The 22,659-nt window shown below is 40.4% G+C and carries 18 protein-coding genes; 13 read left to right on the forward strand and 5 right to left on the reverse strand.

Annotated elements, in window-relative coordinates; all coding sequences use genetic code 11:
• The first annotated feature begins 89 nt into the window (after window positions 1-89).
• From LJC66_RS05040 to LJC66_RS05060, 5 genes are all read left to right on the forward strand, one after another.
• A complete protein-coding gene (locus LJC66_RS05040) occupies window positions 90-3,404 on the forward strand; it encodes an Ig-like domain-containing protein (protein WP_230931934.1) in 3,315 nt (1,104 codons plus the stop codon).
• 130 nt (window positions 3,405-3,534) lie between these two features.
• Window positions 3,535-3,852, forward strand: a complete 318-nt coding sequence (locus LJC66_RS05045; protein WP_230931935.1) for a hypothetical protein — start codon at window positions 3,535-3,537, stop codon at window positions 3,850-3,852.
• A gap of 37 nt (window positions 3,853-3,889) precedes the next feature.
• On the forward strand, window positions 3,890-4,732 hold the full coding sequence (locus LJC66_RS05050) for an aldo/keto reductase (protein ID WP_082178425.1): 843 nt from the start codon (window positions 3,890-3,892) through the stop codon (window positions 4,730-4,732).
• A 404-nt stretch (window positions 4,733-5,136) separates the two neighbouring features.
• Window positions 5,137-5,304, forward strand: coding sequence for a Fur-regulated basic protein FbpA (locus LJC66_RS05055; protein WP_230931936.1), 168 nt, complete (start codon window positions 5,137-5,139; stop codon window positions 5,302-5,304).
• A gap of 49 nt (window positions 5,305-5,353) precedes the next feature.
• Complete coding sequence (locus LJC66_RS05060) at window positions 5,354-5,557, forward strand: IDEAL domain-containing protein (protein WP_016766443.1); 204 nt, start codon at window positions 5,354-5,356, stop codon at window positions 5,555-5,557.
• Window positions 5,558-6,085: 528 nt separating this feature from the next.
• Here the strand turns inward: LJC66_RS05060 and LJC66_RS05065 are convergent.
• The 4 genes from LJC66_RS05065 to LJC66_RS05080 form a co-directional block, all read right to left on the reverse strand.
• Window positions 6,086-7,441 (reverse strand): arsenic transporter, encoded by a 1,356-nt coding sequence (locus LJC66_RS05065; protein WP_025749607.1) that lies wholly within the window; start codon window positions 7,439-7,441, stop codon window positions 6,086-6,088.
• A gap of 431 nt (window positions 7,442-7,872) precedes the next feature.
• Window positions 7,873-8,982, reverse strand: coding sequence for an o-succinylbenzoate synthase (gene menC, locus LJC66_RS05070; RefSeq protein ID WP_230931937.1), 1,110 nt, complete (start codon window positions 8,980-8,982; stop codon window positions 7,873-7,875).
• Entirely contained in the window at window positions 8,979-9,806 is an 828-nt protein-coding gene (locus LJC66_RS05075) for a GNAT family N-acetyltransferase (protein WP_230931938.1), read from the reverse strand. Before LJC66_RS05075 ends, menC begins: the two co-directional genes overlap by 4 nt.
• 26 nt (window positions 9,807-9,832) lie before the next feature.
• Window positions 9,833-10,627, reverse strand: coding sequence for a MurR/RpiR family transcriptional regulator (locus LJC66_RS05080; protein ID WP_230931939.1), 795 nt, complete (start codon window positions 10,625-10,627; stop codon window positions 9,833-9,835).
• A gap of 190 nt (window positions 10,628-10,817) precedes the next feature.
• On the opposite strand from LJC66_RS05080, the gene LJC66_RS05085 reads away from it, so the two are divergent.
• The 8 genes from LJC66_RS05085 (at window position 10,818) to LJC66_RS05120 (ending at window position 21,268) form a co-directional block, all read left to right on the forward strand.
• The gene (locus LJC66_RS05085) at window positions 10,818-12,188 is read left to right on the forward strand and encodes a sigma-54 interaction domain-containing protein (protein WP_230183721.1); all 1,371 of its coding nucleotides are present in this window, start codon (window positions 10,818-10,820) and stop codon (window positions 12,186-12,188) included.
• A 73-nt stretch (window positions 12,189-12,261) separates the two neighbouring features.
• Window positions 12,262-13,578, forward strand: coding sequence for an aspartate aminotransferase family protein (locus LJC66_RS05090; protein WP_230931940.1), 1,317 nt, complete (start codon window positions 12,262-12,264; stop codon window positions 13,576-13,578).
• A gap of 63 nt (window positions 13,579-13,641) precedes the next feature.
• On the forward strand, window positions 13,642-15,048 hold the full coding sequence (locus tag LJC66_RS05095; protein WP_230931941.1) for a sodium:solute symporter family protein: 1,407 nt from the start codon (window positions 13,642-13,644) through the stop codon (window positions 15,046-15,048).
• 130 nt (window positions 15,049-15,178) lie between these two features.
• Window positions 15,179-16,516 carry an MFS transporter gene (locus LJC66_RS05100; protein WP_230931942.1) on the forward strand — a complete coding sequence of 446 codons (1,338 nt, stop codon included), beginning with the start codon at window positions 15,179-15,181 and terminating at the stop codon, window positions 16,514-16,516.
• Between the two features lie 331 nt (window positions 16,517-16,847).
• Window positions 16,848-19,877: an efflux RND transporter permease subunit gene (locus LJC66_RS05105; RefSeq protein ID WP_230931943.1), complete on the forward strand. Its 3,030-nt coding sequence runs from the start codon at window positions 16,848-16,850 to the stop codon at window positions 19,875-19,877.
• Between the two features lie 210 nt (window positions 19,878-20,087).
• Entirely contained in the window at window positions 20,088-20,261 is a 174-nt protein-coding gene (locus LJC66_RS05110) for a Fe3+ hydroxamate ABC transporter substrate-binding protein (protein WP_230931944.1), read from the forward strand.
• A gap of 104 nt (window positions 20,262-20,365) precedes the next feature.
• The gene (locus tag LJC66_RS05115) at window positions 20,366-20,629 is read left to right on the forward strand and encodes an autorepressor SdpR family transcription factor (protein WP_013055788.1); all 264 of its coding nucleotides are present in this window, start codon (window positions 20,366-20,368) and stop codon (window positions 20,627-20,629) included.
• Window positions 20,630-21,268 (forward strand): SdpI family protein, encoded by a 639-nt coding sequence (locus LJC66_RS05120; protein WP_230931945.1) that lies wholly within the window; start codon window positions 20,630-20,632, stop codon window positions 21,266-21,268.
• 149 nt (window positions 21,269-21,417) lie between these two features.
• Here LJC66_RS05120 and LJC66_RS05125 read toward each other — a convergent pair whose 3' ends face one another.
• Entirely contained in the window at window positions 21,418-22,410 is a 993-nt protein-coding gene (locus LJC66_RS05125) for a DUF3231 family protein (protein ID WP_230931946.1), read from the reverse strand.
• Between the last annotated feature and the right edge of the window lie 249 nt (window positions 22,411-22,659).

Genomic DNA, 22,659 nt, shown 5'->3' on the forward strand with positions numbered 1-22,659 from the left:
GGTAAAATGCTTTAATTTTTATAAAACTGTGTCGATATAACGAGTGATATTAAAATGCGTTAGACAGTACATGAAAATGGGGGAACAAGATGAGAAAGTTAACGGCATTTGCTTTAGTACTAAGCGTACTGCTGTTTCAATTCACGCCGCTTGCTAGCGTGAAAGCTGAAACGGTAGAACCAGTTGTGTCTGTAAAATTAGTAAACTATTTAGGAGATCATCATGCAATTACAATTAAGCCGTCTCATTTATACACTATTAAAAACTCGGATTTGGTCTTAAAGGCAAATACAGAGTATACGGTAACAGCAACAACTCAAGGTGTCACTCTAAAACAAGGAAGCACTGTCTTAGGTGATTTTACAAGCTTTGAAATTACACCGTCTCTTTATAAAAATCCCGTATCTATTAACGGCAGACAGTACTTAGGGGACGTTGCGTTTACAAATGAAAAAGGAACGTACGTCAGACCTGTTAATACGCTGCCGATTGAAGACTATTTAAAAGGCGTTGTGCCAAATGAAGTCTATACATCTTGGAATCTGCAAGCTTTAAAAACTCAGGCAGTAGCAGCGAGAACATACGCAATGAGCTATGCAGGAAAAGTAATCAATGACACGGTAAGCTATCAAGTATACGGTGGCTATACGTGGTACGACAGCACAAACAAAGCAGTAGATGAGACATTCGGACAAGTAGTCACATACAACAATAAATTAATCAACGCCGTTTTCTCATCAAGCAACGGAGGAAGAACCGAATCAAACAGCAATGCTTGGGGAGGAACTCAGCTTTCTTATTTCCCGGTGAAAGAAGATCCATACGATAAGCAGACGCCGTGGACGTTAGCTGTTCAAAAAACGCAAATTGATTTAACCGGAAAAGATTTAGCTAACTATAGCGCTTGGTGGAATACGGTTTCTGAAAAAGATAAAACCGTTACGGATAATTTGAAGTCATGGTTAGTAGCCAATAAGCATCCTGGTAAAACGATTAAAATCACCTCTATTCCAAAGGTGAGTTTTTATGCTCCTTCATCAGGAGGCCGTGTGACTAAAGGTGCGATTACAGTGGACTACCTCGTTAAAGGAGATGTAGACAGTTCGCAAAAACTAGTGGTTCATCATTTGGAATTAAAAGATTTAACATCGACGAAGCTAAAATCAATGTTAAACAGCCGTGCGATGCTTAGTCTGCTTGTAACGGAAACAAATGAAACAAGCACATCCACAACTTTTAATGGGAAAGGAAATGGACACGGTGTTGGAATGAGTCAATACGGTGCTCAAAAAATGGCAAGCCTAGGCAAAGACTATCGTGAAATTTTAGATTTTTACTATCCAACAACTACTCTTTTAAGTTTTTATACAACAAAATATCCGCGAAAAGAGCAGGAGCAAGAACCACCGAAAGATACGGTTGCACCTGATGCACCTTCAGTTAATGCACTAGGAGACAACGAAACATCGCTTACGGGCGTGACAGAACCAAATGCTTCTGTTATTGCAAAAGTGGAAAATGAAGTAATTGGAACGGGCCTTGCTGACGAAGCTGGAAAATTTGCAATTACGATTGCCAAGCAGCCAGCAGATACAAAAGTGTCTGTAACGTCTAAAGATGCAGCTGAAAATGAAAGCACGGCCACAGTAGTGACGGTAACGGATCAAACGCCGCCTTCTGTTCCAATTGTAAATGAAGTAAGTGACCAAGATACGACCGTAACAGGCGTAACAGAAGCAAACGCCGCCGTGACGGTAAAAGCAGGCGATGCAACGTTCTCTGCAGTAGCAGATGGTAACGGTAAATTTACTGTTTCAATTCCAGTACAAATAGGTGGAACAACAATATCGGTAAGTGCAAAAGATAAAGCAGGAAACGAAAGCCAAGCGCCTTCTTTTACGGTTAAATCTACGTTAAAAGCACCGCTTGCACCAAAAGTAAATGCAGTAAGTGATCAAGACACAGTGCTTAAAGGAACGGCTGAAGCAAATGCGACGGTCATCGTTAAAAACGGAAGTCTTCAGCTTGCAACAGGCAATGCAGATGCCAAAGGAAATTACAGCATCTCAATTGTGAAACAAAAAGCAGGAAGCACGCTGTCCGTAACGGCTGGAAACGCAGCGGGCGTAAGTCCAGTTGTAACGGTAACCGTGCAGGATAAAACAGCACCCGTTACACCAAAAGTGAACGCTGTAAGCAATCAAGATACAGTCGTAACGGGAAGCACAGAAGCGGGCGCGGAAGTGCATGTGAAAATTGATAAAAAAGTAATTGGCAAAGGAAATGCCAAATCGGATGGAACGTTCAGCATCACCATTCCAAAGCAGCCTGCTGCTACAAAATTAGCTGTTATTGCAAAAGATGCAGCTAATAACTACAGCTCCAATGCGTTTGTAACGGTTAGTGCCGTACAGACAAAACCAGCGCTTCCAACCGTTAATACGCTTACTGAAAAAAGTACAGCCGTAACGGGAACAGGAGAAAAAAATGCGTCTATTTATATTAAAGTAGGCGGAAAAATTATTGCGAGTGGAAAAATTGATGGAAACGGCAAGTTCAGCGTGAAAATTCCTGCTCAAAAAGCAGGAACAGAAGTAACGGCCGTTTTGCAAAATAAAGTAGGATACAGCCCGTATAAAATTGTAAAAGTACAAGACACAACGCCGCCGGCACCTCCGGTGGTTGATGCTGTTACGTCTTTGTCCACCTTTATCTCGGGAAAAACAGAAGCAAATGCTGTGATTACGATTAAAAATGGTACAAAGCTGATCGCATCAGGCAAAGCAGATGGCAAAGGACAGTTTAAAGTAACTATTCCAAAACAAACACCAGGCGTAAAACTGGCTGTGACGGCAAAAGATGCAGCCAATAACTACAGCTCTAATACGTTTGTAACAGTCAGTGCCGCGCAGACAAAACCAGTGCTTCCAACCGTTAATACGCTTACTGAAAAAAGTACAGCCGTAACGGGAACAGGAGAAAAAAATGCGTCTATTTATATTAAAGTAGGCGGAAAGATTATTGCGAGTGGAAAAATTGATGGAAACGGCAAGTTCAGCGTAAAAATTCCTGCTCAAAAAGCAGGAACAGAAGTGACGGCCGTGCTGCAAAATAAAGTGGGATACAGTCCGTATAAAATTGTAAAAGTACAAGACACAACGCCGCCGGCACCTCCGACAGTGAATGCCGTTACGTCTTTGTCCACCTTTATCTCTGGAAAAACGGAAGCGAATGCCGTAATTACGATTAAAAGCGGTACAAAGCTGATCGCGTCGGGCAAAGCCGATGGCAAAGGGCAGTTTAAAGTAACTATTCCAAAACAAAAAACAGGCGTAAAGCTGGCTGTGACGGCAAAAGATGCCACTGGAAATACAAGTTCAGCAACGAACTTAAGTGTTAAATAGAAAGAGGTTGAGACAAAAGTATTTTAGTTAAAGTTAAACACGAACTATCTATCGAAAACTGATGGATAGTTCGTGTTTTTTTTATGATTATCGTGAACGTAGGCATCATGTAGGTAAGTGCTTCTAGCGGTTGATTGGAGGGCAAGGCGAAGACTCCTGCGGGAAAAGCGGAAAGGATGAGACCCCGCAGGAGCGCAAGCGACGAGGAGGCTCAGCGCCCGCCCGCGGAAAGCGAAGCCTTGCACGGAAATCAACAGCGGTGGAAAAAGCAGTCCAGATTATTTATCGGGGTTGTTCATCGTTAGATTGGATTTATTTCGTGATGTCTCAATCTCTTTTAGCGGTTTTTAAGTACAATAGCAGGTTACTAAAAAGTTACCTTAGAACTTTGAAGTGCCTAACTTACTTTAAAGTGGGTTCTATCTTTTTCTTTTTTTCTGTTTCATAATAACAAATGTAAAGAAATTAGCAGGGGGTTTTTTATAATGAGTAATCATTTGCAAGATACAGTAACACTTCACAACGGAGTCAAAATGCCTTGGCTTGGACTAGGTGTATTTAAAGTAGAAGAAGGGCCTGAATTAGTGAACGCGGTGAAAACAGCTATCGTCAAAGGCTATCGCAGCATTGATACGGCAGCTATTTATGGAAATGAAGAAGGTGTAGGAGAAGGAATTCGCCAAGGTCTGAAAGAAGCAGGTCTTTCACGCGAAGACATTTTTGTTACATCAAAAGTTTGGAACGCAGATTTAGGCTATGAAGAGACGCTGGCTGCTTACGAAACAAGCTTACAAAAGCTTGGCTTAGAATATTTAGATCTATACTTAATTCACTGGCCGGTAGAAGGTAAGTATAAAGCAGCGTGGAAAGCATTAGAAACGCTTTATAAAGAAGAAAAAGTAAGAGCCGTGGGCGTAAGTAATTTTCAAATTCATCATTTAGAAGACCTAATGAAAGATACAGACGTTAAGCCTGTTATTAACCAAGTGGAGTATCATCCTCGTTTGACGCAAAAAGAGCTGCATGCTTTTTGTCAAAAGCATGATATTCAGCTAGAAGCATGGTCTCCGCTTATGCAAGGAGAATTGCTAGATAACGATGTGTTAAAAGAAATTGCTGAAAAACACGGTAAATCAGTTGCTCAAATTATTCTGCGATGGGATCTGCAAAACGGAGTTGTAACGATTCCAAAATCGACAAAAGAACATCGTATTGTTGAAAATTCATCGTTATATGATTTTGAATTGGATGCTGAAGATGTAAGTAAAATTAATGAATTAAACCAAAATCACCGAGTAGGTCCAGATCCGGACAACTTTGATTTTTAATAGAAGAACTAAGAAGCTGCGAGAAAAGTATTTTAGCCCAAGTGCAAAACGAACCATTGATCAACTAGTTTGATGAGTGGTTCGTTTTTTTTGTTATGGTGAATACAGCTTCATCTATTTTGTGCCTTCTAGCAGTTGATTGAAGGGCAAGGCGAAGACTCCCGCGGAAAGCGAAGCCTTGCAGGGAAATCAACTGCGGTGTCATAAGCGGTTCAGCTCATGTATCTTATTTGTTCGTCTTTAGATTGGATTCATTTAGTTATGTCCCGGCCTCTTTTTATGCATTATTACATAAATTTAACATTTTCTTCACAGTAAGCTAAAGGACGGGCCGTATCATAAAGAAAGGTCGTGAAAGGTAGAAAAATCATTTCATTTTTAAGTGTAAAATAGGCGGTGTAACGATGACAAAACAAGCTTACTCTCACATACAATGTAAAAAAACATCAATGATTGATTTATTGCTGGATGCAGGGGTTTATAAAAAAGGAAATAAGCAGCTATACGAGCTTACGCTTCAAGAACTAGAATCAGAATACGAAGCTGTTGCACAGCAGCGCGTATCTCAATGAAATTTTGATACATTGCTAGAATTTGTTATAATAGAGGAAAGGATAGGAGTTGATTTATATCGAAAAGCACCCGACAGACTCGCAGCCCATCCGCATGGATATCCTCGATTCTATATTTGCTAAAATGGTATTAAATAAGGCTATCCGAGATTTTAGAAGAGATCAAATTTTACGTGAAGTCGATCAAACATTAGAAGAAAGAAACAAAGAGAAATTTTTTCAATTAATTGAAGAATTAAAATCAATTTCGTAAAGGGCGTTCGCGTGATAGAATTTGATTTTATCATTTTAGCATATAAAAACAGGTAAGAAGCCGCATGCTTAGTTACCTGTTTTTTTGTCGTCTTATTGCAAAACAAAGCCTTACATAAGAAGTGCACCTTGCTAGTAAACAGACAAAAAGAGCAAGTCTAATGTACTCACTCTTTTCAGAAAGGTATGGGTGGTACTGAGAAAATGAATGTCGCTCTCTAAATGTTGCGTGTGGGGTTTAGAAAGTTCTATGCAATTGCATATTTTCTAATTCATTCGCTCTATGTATTGTTAAAGTAACAATATAACCATATCTTATCACATGAACGAAATTCGATTCAATATATTTATTGATTTTCTTTTTAAATTGTTCTAAATAATTAGTGAATGTAAAAAAATGTTTTTATTGGGTGAATGTGTATCTATAAAAAAACATTAGAAAAATATAGTGGGTTTTTATGAGAGACATTTGTTTATTTCTGACGGACTGTAAGCTTCAAAAGAGTACAATCCGTCCTGTAAATCAGTATTAAGAAAAAATGAGCTGAACCCAGTAGAATAGGAGGAAAAGCGTAACGATGGTGGTAAGCGGAATAACGATAAGTGATACTTTTAAATAATCTTTCCATTTTACCTTGATATGATTTTCTTTTAAAATATGCATCCAAATAAGAGAAGCCAGTGTTCCAATTGGCAATAAAAGCGAGCCCATATCACTTCCAATAATATTAGCAAGATAAATAGTTTTAAGAGTAATAGGATCGAGCCCCATTTCAGTCAAGGTAATGGTTCCGACCATTAAAGCAGGGTGATTGTTAAACAAGTTAGAGAGAATGGAGACAAGTCCTCCCATGATAAAGCTTGCTTCAAAAAGCCCTCGATTCACAATTGGTTCGCAAATTTTCACAAGTAGATCTGTCAATCCTACGTTATGCAATCCGTAAATAATAACGTACATTGAAAATGCAAAAACGAAAATGTGCCACGGCGTTTTCTTTAAAATATCAATCGGGTTTGTACGTAAGTGATACCATCTCCAAATGAGCAAGATCAGTGAGCCCAGTACAGCAACCAATTCGATTGGTATGCCGAAATAAGAGGCGACAAATAGGAGACAGCGCATAACAAACACAAATAATAAAACTTTCAGCATAAATTGTGTGCGTTTACGTTTTGTTTCAACAGAAATGCTTCCTTTTAAGGGGTGAAACTGTTTCGTAAAGAAACTCTCTTCTATATCTTTTGAAGCATGCGGCAGTTTTTTTGGCAAATGGCGTTTTACGACCGTATACATGAGCCAAGACATAAATAATAAACCAAGTGTCGCCGGTACAAACATCATCGCCGTGTGCATATAAAGCGACATATGAACAATTTTTAAGGCAATCAAATTGACAATATTACTTACACCTATAGGCGCGCTGGAAGCGGTAGCAATAAGCGCTCCACTTAAAAGGTAGGGGATCTGCTGGTGGGGTTTTAGCTGAAGGTTTTTCAAAAGTAGAATTAAAATTGGAGTGGTAATTAAAATACTGCCGTCATTATTAAATAGTAAAGTCATTAAAAAGCAAAGCAGTTGAATGTACCAATATAATCGGTACCCTGAGCCTTTGGATAAACTCACTAGCCGTGCAGCTGCCCAGTGGAAGAATCCGAAACTTTCTAATATGACGGCCATGACAATGGTGGCAATAATGGTGATAGAAGCGCCGCTTATCTTTCCGAAAATATCAACAATGTCTGATTTGGATACAATCCCTGTAAGCAGGATAATGGCTGCTCCTATGGATGCCGGCCATGCTTCGTTGATGCCGTTTGGCCTCCAAAAAATGACGAGCATTGTCATTGTAAACACGAAAATGGCAATTCCAATTTCAATATTCATCAGTATGCTCCTTTCTTCTAAAATTTGTAATGAATATACCCTTGCATGTCCCTTACACTCTATTTATATTCATTTATTACTAGAAGGATTGTGCATAAGACCATTTTTACTAATATGTTTGTTTATCTTGCCAAGGCACATATCATCTCGGGAGAGGAGCCTATGAAAAAGAGGCTGGGACATAACTAAATCTATCCATTCTAAAGAAAAATCAATTGGATAAAGGAGTTAGCAGGCATTGCTTTTTATATTGCTGTTGATTTTCATGCCAGACTTTGCTTTCCGCTTGTCCCGCAGGAGTCTTCGTCTTGCACAGATAAAAGCCGCTATATACATGAAACCTACGCTCACCATATCAATAAAAAAATCCGAACCATTCATCGTTCGGATCTTCCTTTAACTAACATACTTTTGTTCCAGCCTGTTTAAGATTAGCAAGTATAGATTTTTTTATGTAAAGTTAGCGCTTTTATCTGATCGTGATCAGGTTCGTAGCCGATGCCTGGTGTATCAGGAACGGAAATAATCCCGTTGTCGACCGTGATTTCCGGATGAACGATATCACGCGGCCAGTATTTAGAGGATGCGGCTGTATCTCCGGGAAGCGTAAAATTGGCAAGTGTGGTAATGGCAATATTATGTGCTCGTCCGACACCTGATTCCAGCATACCGCCGCACCATACGGGCACACCGTGAGTTTGACAAAGGTCATGAATTTTTTTGGCTTCTGTCAGTCCGCCTACTCGTCCAATTTTAATGTTAATAATTTGTGTGCTTCCAAGTTTAATAGCTTTTCGAACGTCTTCAGCTGAATGAATGCTTTCATCTAAGCAAATGGGCGTGCGCATGCGGGCCTGCAGTTCAGCGTGATCAATTAAATCATCATGAGCCAACGGCTGTTCAATCATCATTAAATCAAATTCATCAAGCTGAGCAAGGTGATCAGCATCTGCAAGCGTATAAGCAGAGTTCGCGTCAACCATCAGCGGAATAGAAGGGAACTCGTTTCGAACTGCGCGCGTCAAGTTAAGATCCCAGCTTGGCTTAATTTTAATTTTGATCCGCTTATATCCTTCATTCAAGCCGGCGTCAATTTTGCGAAGCGTTTCGTCAATCGTAGGCTGAATGCCAACGCTAAGACCAACTTCAATTTGACTTTTACTGCCTCCTAACGCTTTAGATAGAGAGAGGTTTTTCCTGCGCGCATACAAATCCCAAACTGCGCCTTCTAACGCCGCTTTTGCCATGTAATTGCCTCGAATATGAGCAAAGCGTTCAGATACTTCGTCAGGATGCTGAATTTCTTTCTGTTGAAGCAAAGGAATTAAAAAATCCTCCATAATGTGCCAGTTTGTTTTGAGCGTTTCTTCTTTATAAAAAGGATCGGCGCACGCTACGGATTCAGCCCAGCCCGATCGTCCGTCTTCGTCTTGAATTTCAACTAAAATAAAATCTCGATCCACTTCTTTTCCAAGACTTGTGGTAAACGGATGAAGTAAATCCATTTTTAAATGCCGTAAAATGACGCGTTTTATGTTCATTTTTGCACCTCTTTTTTCGTTAAAATATAAAAATGAACGGGTGCGCTGCTTTCTGGAGACTTCATGAAGTCTGTTACTTGGAATCCTTTAGCAAAACACGTTTGAAATACGCGTCTTGTTCGCATACGCCAGTCTAATGCCAGAGAAGGAGAGACTTCTTTCATTTGCTGAAAAGCAGACGGAATAGCTACAGACACGACGTCATGATCCAACCATTTTTCATCAATATCTGTAACAGAAGGGAACCCTTCATCCGTTAACGTCCATTGAATGAGCGATGCGTCCATTATTTGATCTGGCGTATAAAGAAGCTGAGCTTGTTTTGTATCTTCTGCGGATGCCCATTCCACAACGAATCGATCTGAAGGCAAGTCAGCATTCAACGGATCGTTCATGTCTCCGTAGCAGTTTTCAATATAGGTAGAACAAACGGCTCCAAGCTTTCCAATATTTAAATACCCGTTGGCGCTTTCTAAAGGGTCATACGTCCAGCTGATATATGAATAGCCCTTTTTTTTACTTTCCTGGCGCTGTGCATGCTTAAGTTTGGCACCGATACCCATGCTGCGATAGGCAGGGTCAACTGCTAGTATATGAGAACATAAATAGACGCAATTTCCGTCAAACCCTGGAAAACTATATTGAAAGCCAATCAGCTTTTCATTTAGAAACGCACCGAGAACAAGACCTCCGTTTTTAACAGCGGTTAAGGTTTGATGAACGGGCGTTGCTTCTTCTTCTCCCCAGACGCGGCTTTCTAATGCGCGTACGTCTTCTAGTTCAGCCGTTGTTTTGAGTGAACGAATCGTTAAAGCTTCAGTCATTTGTTTACTTCCTTTCTTTTAATCATTTATTCTAAAAAGATGCCTTGCTCGGCATAGAGTTTTTCCAAGTGTTCTTGTCGTTTTCCAGCCGTTTTTTCATCTCTTTTTTGCATGCTGCTAATGACAATTTGAGATAGGGCAAGAAGCGATAAAATATGTTCGGTTGTGCCGGCTAAAAGCGTGATATCAGCGATTTGACCTACCGGAGACAGACGGCGGTCTGTAATGGCAATTACTTTTGCACCTTGTCTTTTAGCCTGCTGAGCTACTTCGAGCGCTTCTTTTGTATAGCGCGGCAGTGAAAATACAACAACGGCTGATGCGCTCGTGAGATTGCATAGCGTTTCAAGCAAAAATCCAGTTGGAAAAGATAAAAGAACATGATTGCGAAGCTGATTCATTTTATAATACAGCCAGTAGGCTGCCGTATGAGATTCACGGAAACCTGCAATATACACTTGATCACTTTTGATAAGCGCATCTACAGCTTGAGATAATTCCTTTTCGTCAACAGGGGAAAGCCATTCACTAAAAGGTTTCTTTTCTTCCGCTGCAGGCTTGCTAGCTGCTTCTTTTGATTCAGTAGATGAAAGCCATTCGTTTCGCATTAGCTCCTGCAAATCGGAAAAACCATTTAACCCAAGTGCGTAAGCTAGACGAATAACGGTTGTTTCACTGACACCTGCTTCTTTGCCAATTTGCCCGGCCGTGTACAGCGAGCCTTTTTCCATAAAATTGACGAGAAACTCCGCCACTTTTTTTTGACCGCGAGAAAGGTCAGGGAATTTATGTTTAATTAATTCTTGAAATGATGGATTCATATAGCCTCCTAAAAAAAGAAGTTATAACTTCATAAAAACATATTAATGCATTTTTAACTTCATTTCAATTGCTGTTTCAAAATAAAAAGAAGCCCTCGTGATATAATAAATTGATTATTCAAAAATAAATGCTGTTATTCAAAAACGAATTGTATTTTATTCAAAAATGAATAGAAAGCGGGGAGCATATATGAATTCAGAATGGAATGAAAATCAGTGGATCCTTCATTCATTAAAAGATGATTTGCTTGTAACCGATGAAAAAGGCATTATTGTCCGAATCCATGAAGGAACGGGAAACATTTACGATGTAAAAGCTGAAAAACTGCTGGGAAAGTCTGTTTATGAACTTGAAAAACAAGGGTTGTTTACCCCAATCGTTACCCCAATTGTGCTTGAAACAAAGAAGAAAATTACGCTTGTACAAACAACTAAACAAGGCAAGCAGGTACTCGTCACGGGCATTCCGGTCAAAGATGAAAAAGGAGAGATTAAAAGAATCGTCAGCTATTCTCATGATGTGACGGAGCTGATGGAAATGAAAACATATCTTGATGCGATGGAAGGCGAAATGCAGCGCGTAAAGAGCGAGCTTATGCTGCTGAGGAACCAAAATCTATCAACAGAAGGAATTGTATGCAACAGCGAAAAGATGCAGCACGTTCTTCGTACGGCTGTTCACGTGTCGAATGTAGACGTAAATATTTTACTTTTAGGGCAGTCAGGAGTAGGAAAAACGCACTTAGCCAAGCTGATACATAACAAAAGTACAAGAAGCAAAGGGCCATTTATTGAAGTGAACTGCGGAGCGATTCCAGATCATTTATTTGAGGCTGAGCTGTTTGGCTACGAAGCGGGTGCTTTTACCGGTGCATCTAAAAATGGAAAAGTGGGACTGGTCGAATTAGCAGATGGAGGTACGCTTTTTCTAGATGAAGTCGGAGAACTGTCACCGGCGCATCAAGTAAAAATCTTAAAGCTCATTCAAGAGAAACAGTTTTATTCCGTTGGAGGAAGAAAGCCTAAAACCGTGGACTTTCGCTTAATTGCAGCGACGAACAAAGATTTAGAAAAAGCCGTTGCTGAAAAAGAATTTCGAGAAGATTTATACTTTCGTCTAAGCGTCGTACCGATTACCATTCCATCTTTGAACGAGCGCCCTGAAGATATTTTTCCGCTGCTCACACATTTTGCCGAGCAGTTTGAAAAGAAATACAACCGAAAAAGAACGTTTGATAATGCGGTTATTCACGCACTGCTTGCACATGAGTGGAAAGGAAACGTACGAGAGTTAATCAATGTGATTGAACACGCTGTGGTTGTGTCTTCGCAAACGCTGATTACAATGGAGCATTTGCCGCATTCTCTGCATAGAAAAAAACGGATTCAGCACGTTGAAGAACATGGGGAAATAAAGCTTAATGACGCGTTAAACGAGCTGGAAAAAGAGATATTAGTGAAAGCCAAAAAACAGTATAAAACGACAACAGAAATAGGGGAAGCACTTGGAATCAGTCAGCCTTCAGTTGTTAGAAAATTAAAAAAACATTCCGTTTTTTAACGTCTTTGGCACGCTCTTTGCATGTAAAACAAGTACAAACACATTACTTGATAGATTGCGAGGAGGAAGTCAGATGACGCAGGCATCACTTACACAGTTAATGAACAGTTTACCCGATTTACTAGCACCAAGCATGGCGAAAGATCACCCTAATTTACCGGTGGTAAAAGCAGAAGGCTGCTACTACTACGGAGCTGACGGAAAAACGTATTTAGATTTTACATCAGGTATTGCAACAGCGAATACAGGTCATCGTCACCCTAAAGTTGTACAAGCGATTAAAAATAGCGTTGACCATCTTATGCACGGCCCGTCGGGTGTAATCATGTACGAATCTATTTTACAGCTTGCCGAAGAATTAAAAACAGTATTGCCAAGAGGGTTGGACTGCTTTTTCTTTGCCAACAGCGGAACCGAAGCAATTGAAGGAGCGTTAAAACTGGCAAAGTACGTTACGCAAAGACCTTATACGGTTTCGTTTATGGGCTGCTTTCACGGCCGTTCTCTCGGAGCGCTTAGTGTGACAACGTCAAAAAGCAAATACCGGAAATTTCTTCAGCCATGGGGCTTAACGTATCAAGTGCCTTATGCAGACGCGACTCAGTGTCCGAAAGGAGAAGATCCGGAAATCTACTGCGTGGAAAAGCTGGAAAGAGATTTTGCCACTTTGTTTAAGCATCAAGTAACGCCGGAAGAAGTAGCATGCATGATTGTAGAGCCGGTTCTTGGAGAAGGCGGCTACGTGATCCCTCCGAAAGCGTGGCTGCAAAAAATAAGAGAAGTGTGTGACAGACACGGCATTCTGCTTATTTTTGACGAAGTGCAAACCGGCTTTGGACGGACCGGCGAGTGGTTTGCAGCTCAAACGTTTGACGTGACGCCGGACATTATGGCAATCGCAAAAGGCATAGCATCAGGACTTCCGTTAAGTGCGACCGTGGCTTCCAAACAGCTAATGGAAAAGTGGCCGATTGGTACACACGGAACAACTTTTGGAGGCAATCCCATTGCTTGTTCAGCAGCACTTGCGACACTAGACGTATTAAAAGAAGAAAAGCTGATTGAAAACTCAAAAGCAATGGGGAAATATGCAGCGGATCGCCTTCAGCATTTAAAAGCGAAGCATGAAGTTATCGGAAGCATTCGTTCAGTAGGACTAATGATTGGAATTGAAATTATTAATCCAAAAACAAAGCAAGGTGACGGAAATCTTCTTCTTGAGATCCTAGACAAATGTTTGGAAAAAGGGGTGCTGTTTTACCTTTGCGGAAATAGCGGAGAAGTGATTCGAATGATTCCTCCTTTAACGATTACAAAAGAAGAAATTGATGCCGGGCTTCGCGTGTTAGACGAAGCATTAACAGAAATCACAAGTCTTCACGTGATCTAAAGCTTTAAGAAGCTCTTTGTTTCAATGAAAGATAGATTGACCCATAATAAGGAGGAATCTGTTATGAACGGACTGGATATGACGGTTATGTTTGTCTATTTTGGCGTATTGGTTGTAGCTGGTATTATTGGCTCGTTAAAAGCAAAGTCATCAGAAGATTTTATTTTAGCCGGACGAAACTTAGGGATGTTCATGTATTTAGGGTGTTTGTCTGCCGTTATTTTAGGCGGAGCTTCAACGATTGGAACGGCTCAGCTTGGCTATGAGCACGGGCTGTCCGGCATTTGGTTTGTGACGATGATTGGACTTGGAATCATTACGCTTGGCACGATTTTTATCAAGCGGATTTCGTCCTTGAAAGTGACAACTATCAGCGAACTGTTAGGAAAAAGATATAACGCTCAAGCGCAAATTATCAGCGCCGTTGTTGCCGCTATTTATACACTCATGGTATCTGTCACTCAAGTGATTGGCATGGGAACGATCATTCATGCGCTGCTTGGATGGAACATGACGGCCTCGATGCTAATTGGCGGTTCAATTGTTTTGTTCTATACGATTTTAGGCGGAATGTGGAGCGTAACGGTCACTGATATTATTCAGTTTGTTGTGATGACGGTGGCGATTTTTGGATTTATGCTTCCAATGAGCGTATCAGAAGCAGGAGGTTTCAAAGCCCTTGCCGGAGATTTGCCATCATCTTATTTTGATTTTTCATCCATTGGATACGGTCAAATCTTTCAGTATTTCCTCTTGTATACGCTTGGTATGGCAGTTTCTCAAGATATTTGGCAGCGGGTATTTACGGCGCGAACAGAAAAAATTGCGCGAAACGGCTCCATTTTTGCAGGTGTGTACAGCATTGCCTACGCGATTGCTGGAAGTGTAATTGGAATGTGTGCATATTTGCTGCTGCCAAACGCAGAAAGCAGTCAAAGCATATTTGCGACGCTTGCAGTTCAAATCCTGCCTCAAGGATTATTAGGTCTCGTACTGGCAGGCGTTTGTTCGGCGCTGATGTCCACTGCTTCAGGAACGCTGCTTGCGTCTTCTACGCTGATTAGTAATGATATTATTAAAAAAGTGTGGCTTAAGAATATTTCAGAGAAAAATTATTTAATTTTAACGCGCGTGAATACACTTATTGTTGGCGTGCTTGCTATTATTTTTGCTCTTTGGATTCAAGACGTGCTTGTTGCTTTAGACGTGGCGTATGCCATTTTATCAGGAGCGATTTTTGTTCCATTTGTTGTGTCGCTGTTTTGGAAAGACATTCATCCAAAAGCCGGAGTTTCAGCGATTGTTGTCAGTACGCTAGTAGTACTTGGAGGTCTATTGATTGAAGGACTTTCTTCTACTACGCCAATCCTATACGGAATTTCAAGCAGCATCATTGTAATGGCTGGATTTGCGGTTATGGCTCGAAACAAAGAACTGTCTGATCAAGAAAAGGTTCAAGAAGATATGTGAATAAGGGGTTAAAAAGCTTCTCATAGTAAAGTGAGAAGCTTTTTAGCATTTTGTATGCATAAGTATAGACAACAAACGGCAAGGAGGAGTACACTAGACGCTCAGATTATAGGGATAAGGAGATTGTTACATGAAAAGCAGAACGTCTGTAATGGTTAGTATTGTGCTGGCAATGCTAGTGGCTTCGCTTGATTCAACGATTATGAATACGACGATGCCCGTTATTGCAAAAGAGCTTGGAAGATTTGATTTGTACGCGTGGTCGTTTGCTTCGTACATGATTGCAAGTACGATTTTATCTCCAGTAGCGGGAAGATTATCGGATTTATTTGGCCGCAAAAAAGTATTTGGGTTTGGAATTATTGCTTTTTTAATTGGTTCGATGCTTTGCGGCGTGGCGAATACGATGATTCAGCTTGTTCTTTTTCGTGCGGTCCAAGGAATAGGAGCCGGTTTTATGGTGGCGTTTCCCGCTATTATTGCCGGAGACTTATTTCCAGTTGAGAAACGAGGGAAAATTCAGGCGCTGTTTACAACGATGTGGGGATTATCAGCTGTGTTGGCTCCGCTTTTAGGCGCTTTTTTTGTGGATTATTTAACGTGGAGATGGATTTTCTTTATTAATTTACCGGTATGTATCGTCTCATTTCTAGCGTTAATGCCGTATCAGGAAAGCTATGAGCCGAAAAGAGCAAAAGTCGATTACATCGGTGCTATCTTGTTTGGAGCTGGCGTTACGTCACTGCTGCTTGTGACGGTAGTGGAACAAAACCGAGTTGTGTATGCAGTAGCGGGACTTATTTTATTAGTGATTTTTTATCTCCATGAACGAAAACATGCTTCTCCGATTGTACCGCTGTCTATGTTTCAAAACAAAACGCTGTCATGGATTAATATCAATGCGTTTATTGGAACGGTAGCTTTATTCGGAACGTCAAGCTACATTCCGTTATTTTTACAGCGAGTAGCGCATTTGTCACTGTTTATGAGCGGAGTTGCGCTGTTAGGAACAGCGGTCGGATGGATGTCTGTGTCCGTACCTGCAGGTAAATGGATTTTAAAACATGGCTACAGAAAGCTGTTGTTAATCGGGAATGTGCTGCTCGTTGGCTCAGGAACACTTCTGCTGATGCTAAATGAAAGCCACGGTTTCTTCTACGTGTTTTGCGTCATGATTGTACAAGGGCTATCGTTTGGTCTGCTGTCTACGGTTGGCGTCATTGGTGTACAGCAATTAGTAGGAGGACATGAAAGAGGTATTTCAACGTCATTTTTTATGTTTTGCAGAAACATGGGAACAGCCATCGGCGTTACGATTATGGGTGCGTTGCTGACTTCAGGCGGAAGCTTTATGGCAGGCATTCATCACTTGTTTTTATTTGGCTTTGCCGGAAGTATCGTGGCTTTATTAACGTCGTTAAAGATTCAAAACGATACGGAAACAAAGCACAGTCGAGCTGCTAGTTAAGGGAATTTATGCTAAATATGTTTATTTCATAAAAAAACGGGAAAAAACCAAATAAGGTCATAGAATTGCCTGAGAAATCGTAGGCATATTCTTCTTCTTCTTTCACTTACTACATGTGGGACGCCGGGTATCGGCGTCTTTTTTTTGTGCTGTAAAGAGACTGATTATCTAAGCAAAAGCATATACATAAACGATTTTGTTCAAATAATGGGACTTTTTACAAAAATAAGTCTTTAAATGGCAAAAAACATTAGGTATAATTTAGTAGTCATTTAGCATATTTTAGAAATGTTTGGCTAAGTTTGTACGAAAAAGTGAAAGGGGATATTTCATGTCTTGGCTCACCAAATGGTCGTTCAAAAATAAAGCGGCTATTACCATTATGTCTATTTTAATTTTAGCTTTAGGAGTCATTAGTTATTTTACACTTCCGATGGAGTTCCTGCCGACCGCTGATCAGCCTCAAGTATCAGTAGTGGTTATGGGGCAAGGAACGGATGCGGATTCTATGGAAAAACAAGTGACGTCACCGATTGAAGAAGCGGTAGCCGGTGTTAAAGGAAAAAGCAACGTGTATTCAACGACGGGAGACGGCTATTCCAAAATCGATCTTTCATTTGAATCCAAAACGGATATGAAAGAAGCAAGAACAAACGTCCAAGAAGCGCTGTCTTCGGTGCAGCTTCCAGCCAGCGTATCAAAGCCTAATGTTATTCAATTAAATACCTCTATGATTCCCATCGCAGATATTTCACTCACATTTAAAGAAGGATTAACAAGAGACAATCTGGATCTTGCAGAGAAAAAACTCATCCCTAAATATAAAGACATTAAAGGCATTGCCAGTGTTCAAACATATGGAACAGCGGATTCCTACGTGTCTATTAAAGTGGACAATAAAAAATTGTCACAAAAGAACGTAACTATTGATAAAGTCATCAGCGTGTTAGAAGGAAAAAATACGTCGCTTGCAGTTGGAGAAAAAGTCATTAATAACAAGTCGAGCAACATCAATGTAACAGGTAAAATTGACAGCTTGGACAAAGTAAAAAAGCTGCCGGTTGCACAGAATGTAACGCTAGGCGACCTTGCAAAAGTAGAGGTCAAAAAGCCTGAAGGCGTCGTGACGCATATTAACGGAAAAGATGCACTTTTACTTATTGTGACAAAAGACAGTCACTCAAATGCCGTTAGCATTACAAAAGAAGTAAAAAAACTGTCTCAGCAAATTAACAAAGACTATAACAATGTGAATGCTTCTGTATTTTTTGCAACAGGGGACAGCGTACAAAATTCTGTTCATTCCATGATGAAAGAAGTGTTGCTAGGCGCACTTTTTGCGACTATTGTCATCATGCTGTTTTTACGCAGCGTTCGCTCTACGTTTATCACAATTGTATCCATTCCTTTATCACTTTGCTTTACGCTTTTCCTATTATCTAAATCAGGCGTTACGCTCAATATTTTAACGCTTGGAGGAGTAGCGGTAGCGATTGGGAGATTGGTAGATGATAGTATCGTTGTTATTGAAAACATCTTCCGGAAAATGCAAAAAGAAAAGTTTTCGCTTGGACTGATTATTGATGCGACAAAAGAAGTAGGCTCTGCTATTACCGCTTCTACGCTAACGACAGTAGCCGTCTTTTTACCAATCGGCCTTGTAAACGGAGGGCTTCAGGACTTTATGCTTCCATTTGCTCTAACGCTGACGTATTCACTGCTGTCTTCACTAATTGTGGCACTTACGGTTGTACCGGTAATGAGTGCGGGATTATTAAAAAATGAAAAAATTCGCAAGCACAAGCAGCCGGTTCGTTTTACAAAGGTCATTACGTGGTCGCTTAATCATAAATGGGTTGTGCTGCTGCTTTCGCTGCTTTTATTTGTCGGATCTATTGGCGCGTACACGATGATGCCTAAAGGAGCGGTTGATAACTCTTCATCTGACTTTGTAGGCACAACGTTAAGCTATCCAAATAACACGCCAATTAAAACCGTAGAAGAAAAATCACTGCAGCTTGAACGCTATATTTTAGCTCAAAAAGAAGTAAAAGAAGTATACATGCAGCTTGGTAATACGGACGAAGGAGCCAAGTGGGGAGACGTTGGTTCACCTACTGAAGCTACGTATACGATTACCGTAAAAGACAGTGGAAACACGGATTCCCTAATGAAACGAATCCAAAATCAAAAGAAGCTCTATGACGGAGGAGATCTTAGCGTCAGTGCTGCTTCACTAATGGGAGCGTCTACTACTTCCATTACCGTTGATGTAATTGGAAATGACATGAACAAGTTAGAAAAGACGGCAAACAGCATTAAGAAAGAAATCAGCAATATAAAAGGAGTAGACAAAGTTTCTACGAACCAAGACGAAAAGAAAACGATTTACTCTTTAAACGTAGATCCAACAAAAGCGAATACGCAGCAAGTAGCACAGCAGCTTGGCGTTATGCTGAACAAAACGCCGATTGGAGCGATAGATTTAGAAGGCAAGCAAGCAAACGTACTTCTTGAATCTGTCCTAAATCCCACATCACCAAAAGAGTTAAAAGATATTTCCATTATGACAGAGACAGGACCGTCGCCTGTTTCAAAAGTAGCTTCGCTAACGCAAGCTGAAAAGCCAACAAATCAGTTTCATAAAAATGGAGACCCGTATATTCAAGTAACAGCGGATGTCAATCCAGAAAATCTTTCAGAGATTAATAAAAACATCCAAACAGCGATTTTTGGAGACGGTAAGAATAAAGGACTGTCGATTTCAAAAGATGTTGACGTTGTAATCGGAGGAGCAAGCACGCAGCAAGGAGAAGACTTCTCTGACTTGTTCATTACAATGCTCGTGTCGATTGGTATTGTGTTCTTAATTATGGTGATCACGTTTAAAACGATCCGCACGCCGTTTGCCATTTTATTTTCACTTCCGCTTGCTGCAATCGGTGCCGTTTTAGGATTATTAATCAGCCGTATTCCAGTAGACGTAACGGCTCTACTGGGAGCACTGATGCTGATTGGTATCGTTGTAACCAACGCCATTGTACTATTAGACCGCGTGAAGCAAAATGAAAAGAAAATGATTATGCGCGATGCCATTGTTGAAGCAGCCGCTACGCGTATGCGCCCAATTGTCATGACGTCTGCTGCTACGATTTGTGCGATGCTGCCGCTTTTATTTAAACAAAGCGAAAGCGGAAGCCTCGTTTCTCAAAGTCTAGCAGTCGTTGTAATCGGAGGATTGGCCGTTGCGACTCTTCTTACGCTCGTCGTCATTCCGGTTGTATATGAACTGCTTCATTTCAGAAAATCGAAAAAACAGAGAATACAGCAAAAACAGCAGGAAGACATCACGCCGCTATAATGTTTAAAAGAGGCTAGGACATAAGTACTTTAGTTGAAGGAAGATCCGAACGATGAATCGTTCGGATTTTTTCATTGATGATAGGGTGAACGTAGGTTTCATGTCTCTAGTTGCTTCTAGCTGGAATTGATTTGGTTACGTCCCAGCCTCTTTTTATGAAACCTTTTGGCTAGGAAAACTTATAGTTATACAAAGAGATGGAGGAATACTGTGTTTAAAATAAAAGAGCGATGTTGCGTTTGTCAAAAAGAAATTCAGCCGAATGAAGAAGTATGGATGCGGATGAAGTATTCAAGTAAAAGAGGCATGACCGAAATTAAAGCTTTTCTACATCAAGAAGCGCAGTTTGTATGCATGGACTGCTTTGAAAAAACAAAAAAATGAGTCAAATGCAGTGTTCTCTTTTCAAAATATTGACATATTATACTTTATAGTTTAATATTTAGATAATTATCTAAATACTTAAATATGATGGAGATGAACTTCAATTGAATGAAACGTTTAAAGCCTTAGCGGATCCTACTCGCAGAAAGATTTTAGAGCTGCTAAAAGAGCGGGATTTAACCGCAGGAGAAATTTCCGAGTATTTTAATATGACCAAACCAAGCATCTCAAATCATTTAAAAATCTTGAAGCAAGCGGACCTCGTTCAAGATGAAAAAAGAGGGCAGTTTGTGATTTATTCGTTAAATACAACCGTTTTTCAAGATTTAATCGGCTGGTTTTTCAGCTTTCAGAAAGGAGAGAATTAAATGAAAAAGCACGTATTTCCTTTAGGCATTACCCTTCTAACATTGGTTGCATGGCTCATTGCACTGCCACACCTACCAGCTACGATGCCCATTCACTGGGGAGCAAATGGAGAAGCAGACGGATTTGCAACGAAGATCAATGCAATGATCTTAACAGTAGGAATCATGGTATTTATTTATTTTGTCATCGCATTTGTTCCGCGAATTGATCCGCGTAAAGAAAATTATAAGTACTTTTCAAAAACGTATAACATCCTGTTAAACGCTGTACTGCTATTATTCTTTTTTGTAAATATGAGCACTATTTTACAGGGGCTGGGCTATAACGTGCCGATGTCGTACATTGCTCCGATTATGGCTGGACTCGTTTTTATCATTATCGGAAACTACTTGCAGCGCGTGCGCTCGAACTATTTTATGGGAATTCGTACACCGTGGACATTAAGCAATGAAACTGTCTGGAAAAAGACGCATCGGTTGTCGGGAAAGATCTTTTTTATCGGCGGACTGCTAATTCTTATTAGCGCTTTTTTACCTGATGGATACAAGTCAGTTATCATGTGGGGTAGTATCGTTCTGTGCGTGGCGATTCCTTATCTGTATTCGTACGTGGCGTATAAAAAAGAAATGAATATGTAAGCATACCAAAAAATCCGATGAAGATACCGGATTTTTTTATGGATAACAAATCAGCCGTAACGCCACCGTTCGTGTCACGCCGGCTGATGGGAATAAATACAGCATAAAGTATGAAACGCGTTTCAGGTCAAGAGCTGCTATGAAAAAACTTACACTTGCTTACGATCGCTTGCTTCAGGCGGCTTTTCAATCCAGCCGTTTTTAATCATCACTTCGCTGCAGCGCCCCGCTACTTTTAAGTCTCGTAAAATACACGCTTCACAGTGCCCGACAATATCAAGCCTCATGCTGGTGGTCATTGCCGTTGCGTAGTAAGTAATGGCTACCTTAAACATTGCGCCTGCATGAAACGTCATCAGCTTTTCTGAAAAAGGCGCGTGCGTAGACGTTGTGATTTCATTATCCAAAAGCGGAGGCGTATGAAGGTTTTCTTCATGCATAATGGAAGAATAAAGCTCAATATGCTTGTGGGCCACATCAAGACCGGTCTCCATTACTTTCTTCACGTCTTTTCGTTTGCTCACTTGTTTAAAGGCAATCAAAAGCGCTTTGGTTGCCATGCTTTTGCGTAAGTTAAAATAAATATTACCGGCTTCATTTGCATTTAAAAGACGCTGCTTTCCGACAAAATCAAGAGCGTAAGACAAATCTGTGATCGGCTCTTGTTTTTTCGGATTTAAAAAATAAGGGGCAGGTACATAAAGATTTTTTGCTAAAAGCAAATCGAGCGACCGATTGTAGATTTCCATCGCATCTAAATTACATTGATGATAATAATCTCGAATATCTCGCCGAATCGACACGCTAAACGAAATGCCGTATCCTGACAAGCCGTGAATCGTCATGTCGTGAAGATACTTCAGCCAAAACGAGTCTGTAAAAAGCGGAGGTGCGTGCAAGTCCACATCTTCATGGGTAAATCCGTTGGGCAGCGGAAAATGTTCGGCCTGAAAAATGGCAGTCAGTATCTCAATATGTCTTTCAGATAACTTTAGAGAAAAAGCAAACAGCGACCGAATCTCGGCATCTGTCACGGTTGCAAGAACGTGTTTCGCTACACAAACCGCCAGCGTATCCTGGTGATACTGCGTGCATAGACTCGTTATTTCAGTTGAAGTCAAACGCTTGCTTTCTGCGTTCAATTGGCTTTCCTCCTATCTATAAAAATGTTACGTATCTATGAAAAAACAGATAGGTATAGTGTGGACAAGGGTGTGTTAAAATATTCCACAGGTTAATTTGGAAAAAGAAAATAACGGCTAGGGTATACGTCTAGAGAAACATTGTTTTTTCGTTTTACTGTTATGAATAAGAACTATCAAAAGAATTTTTCTCAACTCTATACTCTAACAATTTTCTTTATCCGTTTTCCAAAACTACCCAATATGCTA

Origin of the sequence: Priestia sp. TSO9 (assembly GCF_021029645.1) — a bacterium.
Classification (GTDB): domain Bacteria; phylum Bacillota; class Bacilli; order Bacillales; family Bacillaceae_H; genus Priestia; species Priestia megaterium_E.

Coding starts and splice junctions, on each gene's coding strand:
- LJC66_RS05040 (WP_230931934.1), top strand. CDS start 90: ATGAGAAAGTTAACGGCATTTGCTTTAGTACTAAGCGTACTGCTGTTT.
- LJC66_RS05050 (WP_082178425.1), top strand. CDS start 3,890: ATGAGTAATCATTTGCAAGATACAGTAACACTTCACAACGGAGTCAAA.
- LJC66_RS05055 (WP_230931936.1), top strand. CDS start 5,137: ATGACAAAACAAGCTTACTCTCACATACAATGTAAAAAAACATCAATG.
- LJC66_RS05065 (WP_025749607.1), bottom strand. CDS start 7,441: ATGAATATTGAAATTGGAATTGCCATTTTCGTGTTTACAATGACAATG.
- menC (WP_230931937.1), bottom strand. CDS start 8,982: ATGAACATAAAACGCGTCATTTTACGGCATTTAAAAATGGATTTACTT.
- LJC66_RS05075 (WP_230931938.1), bottom strand. CDS start 9,806: ATGACTGAAGCTTTAACGATTCGTTCACTCAAAACAACGGCTGAACTA.
- LJC66_RS05080 (WP_230931939.1), bottom strand. CDS start 10,627: ATGAATCCATCATTTCAAGAATTAATTAAACATAAATTCCCTGACCTT.
- LJC66_RS05085 (WP_230183721.1), top strand. CDS start 10,818: ATGAATTCAGAATGGAATGAAAATCAGTGGATCCTTCATTCATTAAAA.
- LJC66_RS05090 (WP_230931940.1), top strand. CDS start 12,262: ATGACGCAGGCATCACTTACACAGTTAATGAACAGTTTACCCGATTTA.
- LJC66_RS05095 (WP_230931941.1), top strand. CDS start 13,642: ATGAACGGACTGGATATGACGGTTATGTTTGTCTATTTTGGCGTATTG.
- LJC66_RS05100 (WP_230931942.1), top strand. CDS start 15,179: ATGAAAAGCAGAACGTCTGTAATGGTTAGTATTGTGCTGGCAATGCTA.
- LJC66_RS05105 (WP_230931943.1), top strand. CDS start 16,848: ATGTCTTGGCTCACCAAATGGTCGTTCAAAAATAAAGCGGCTATTACC.
- LJC66_RS05120 (WP_230931945.1), top strand. CDS start 20,630: ATGAAAAAGCACGTATTTCCTTTAGGCATTACCCTTCTAACATTGGTT.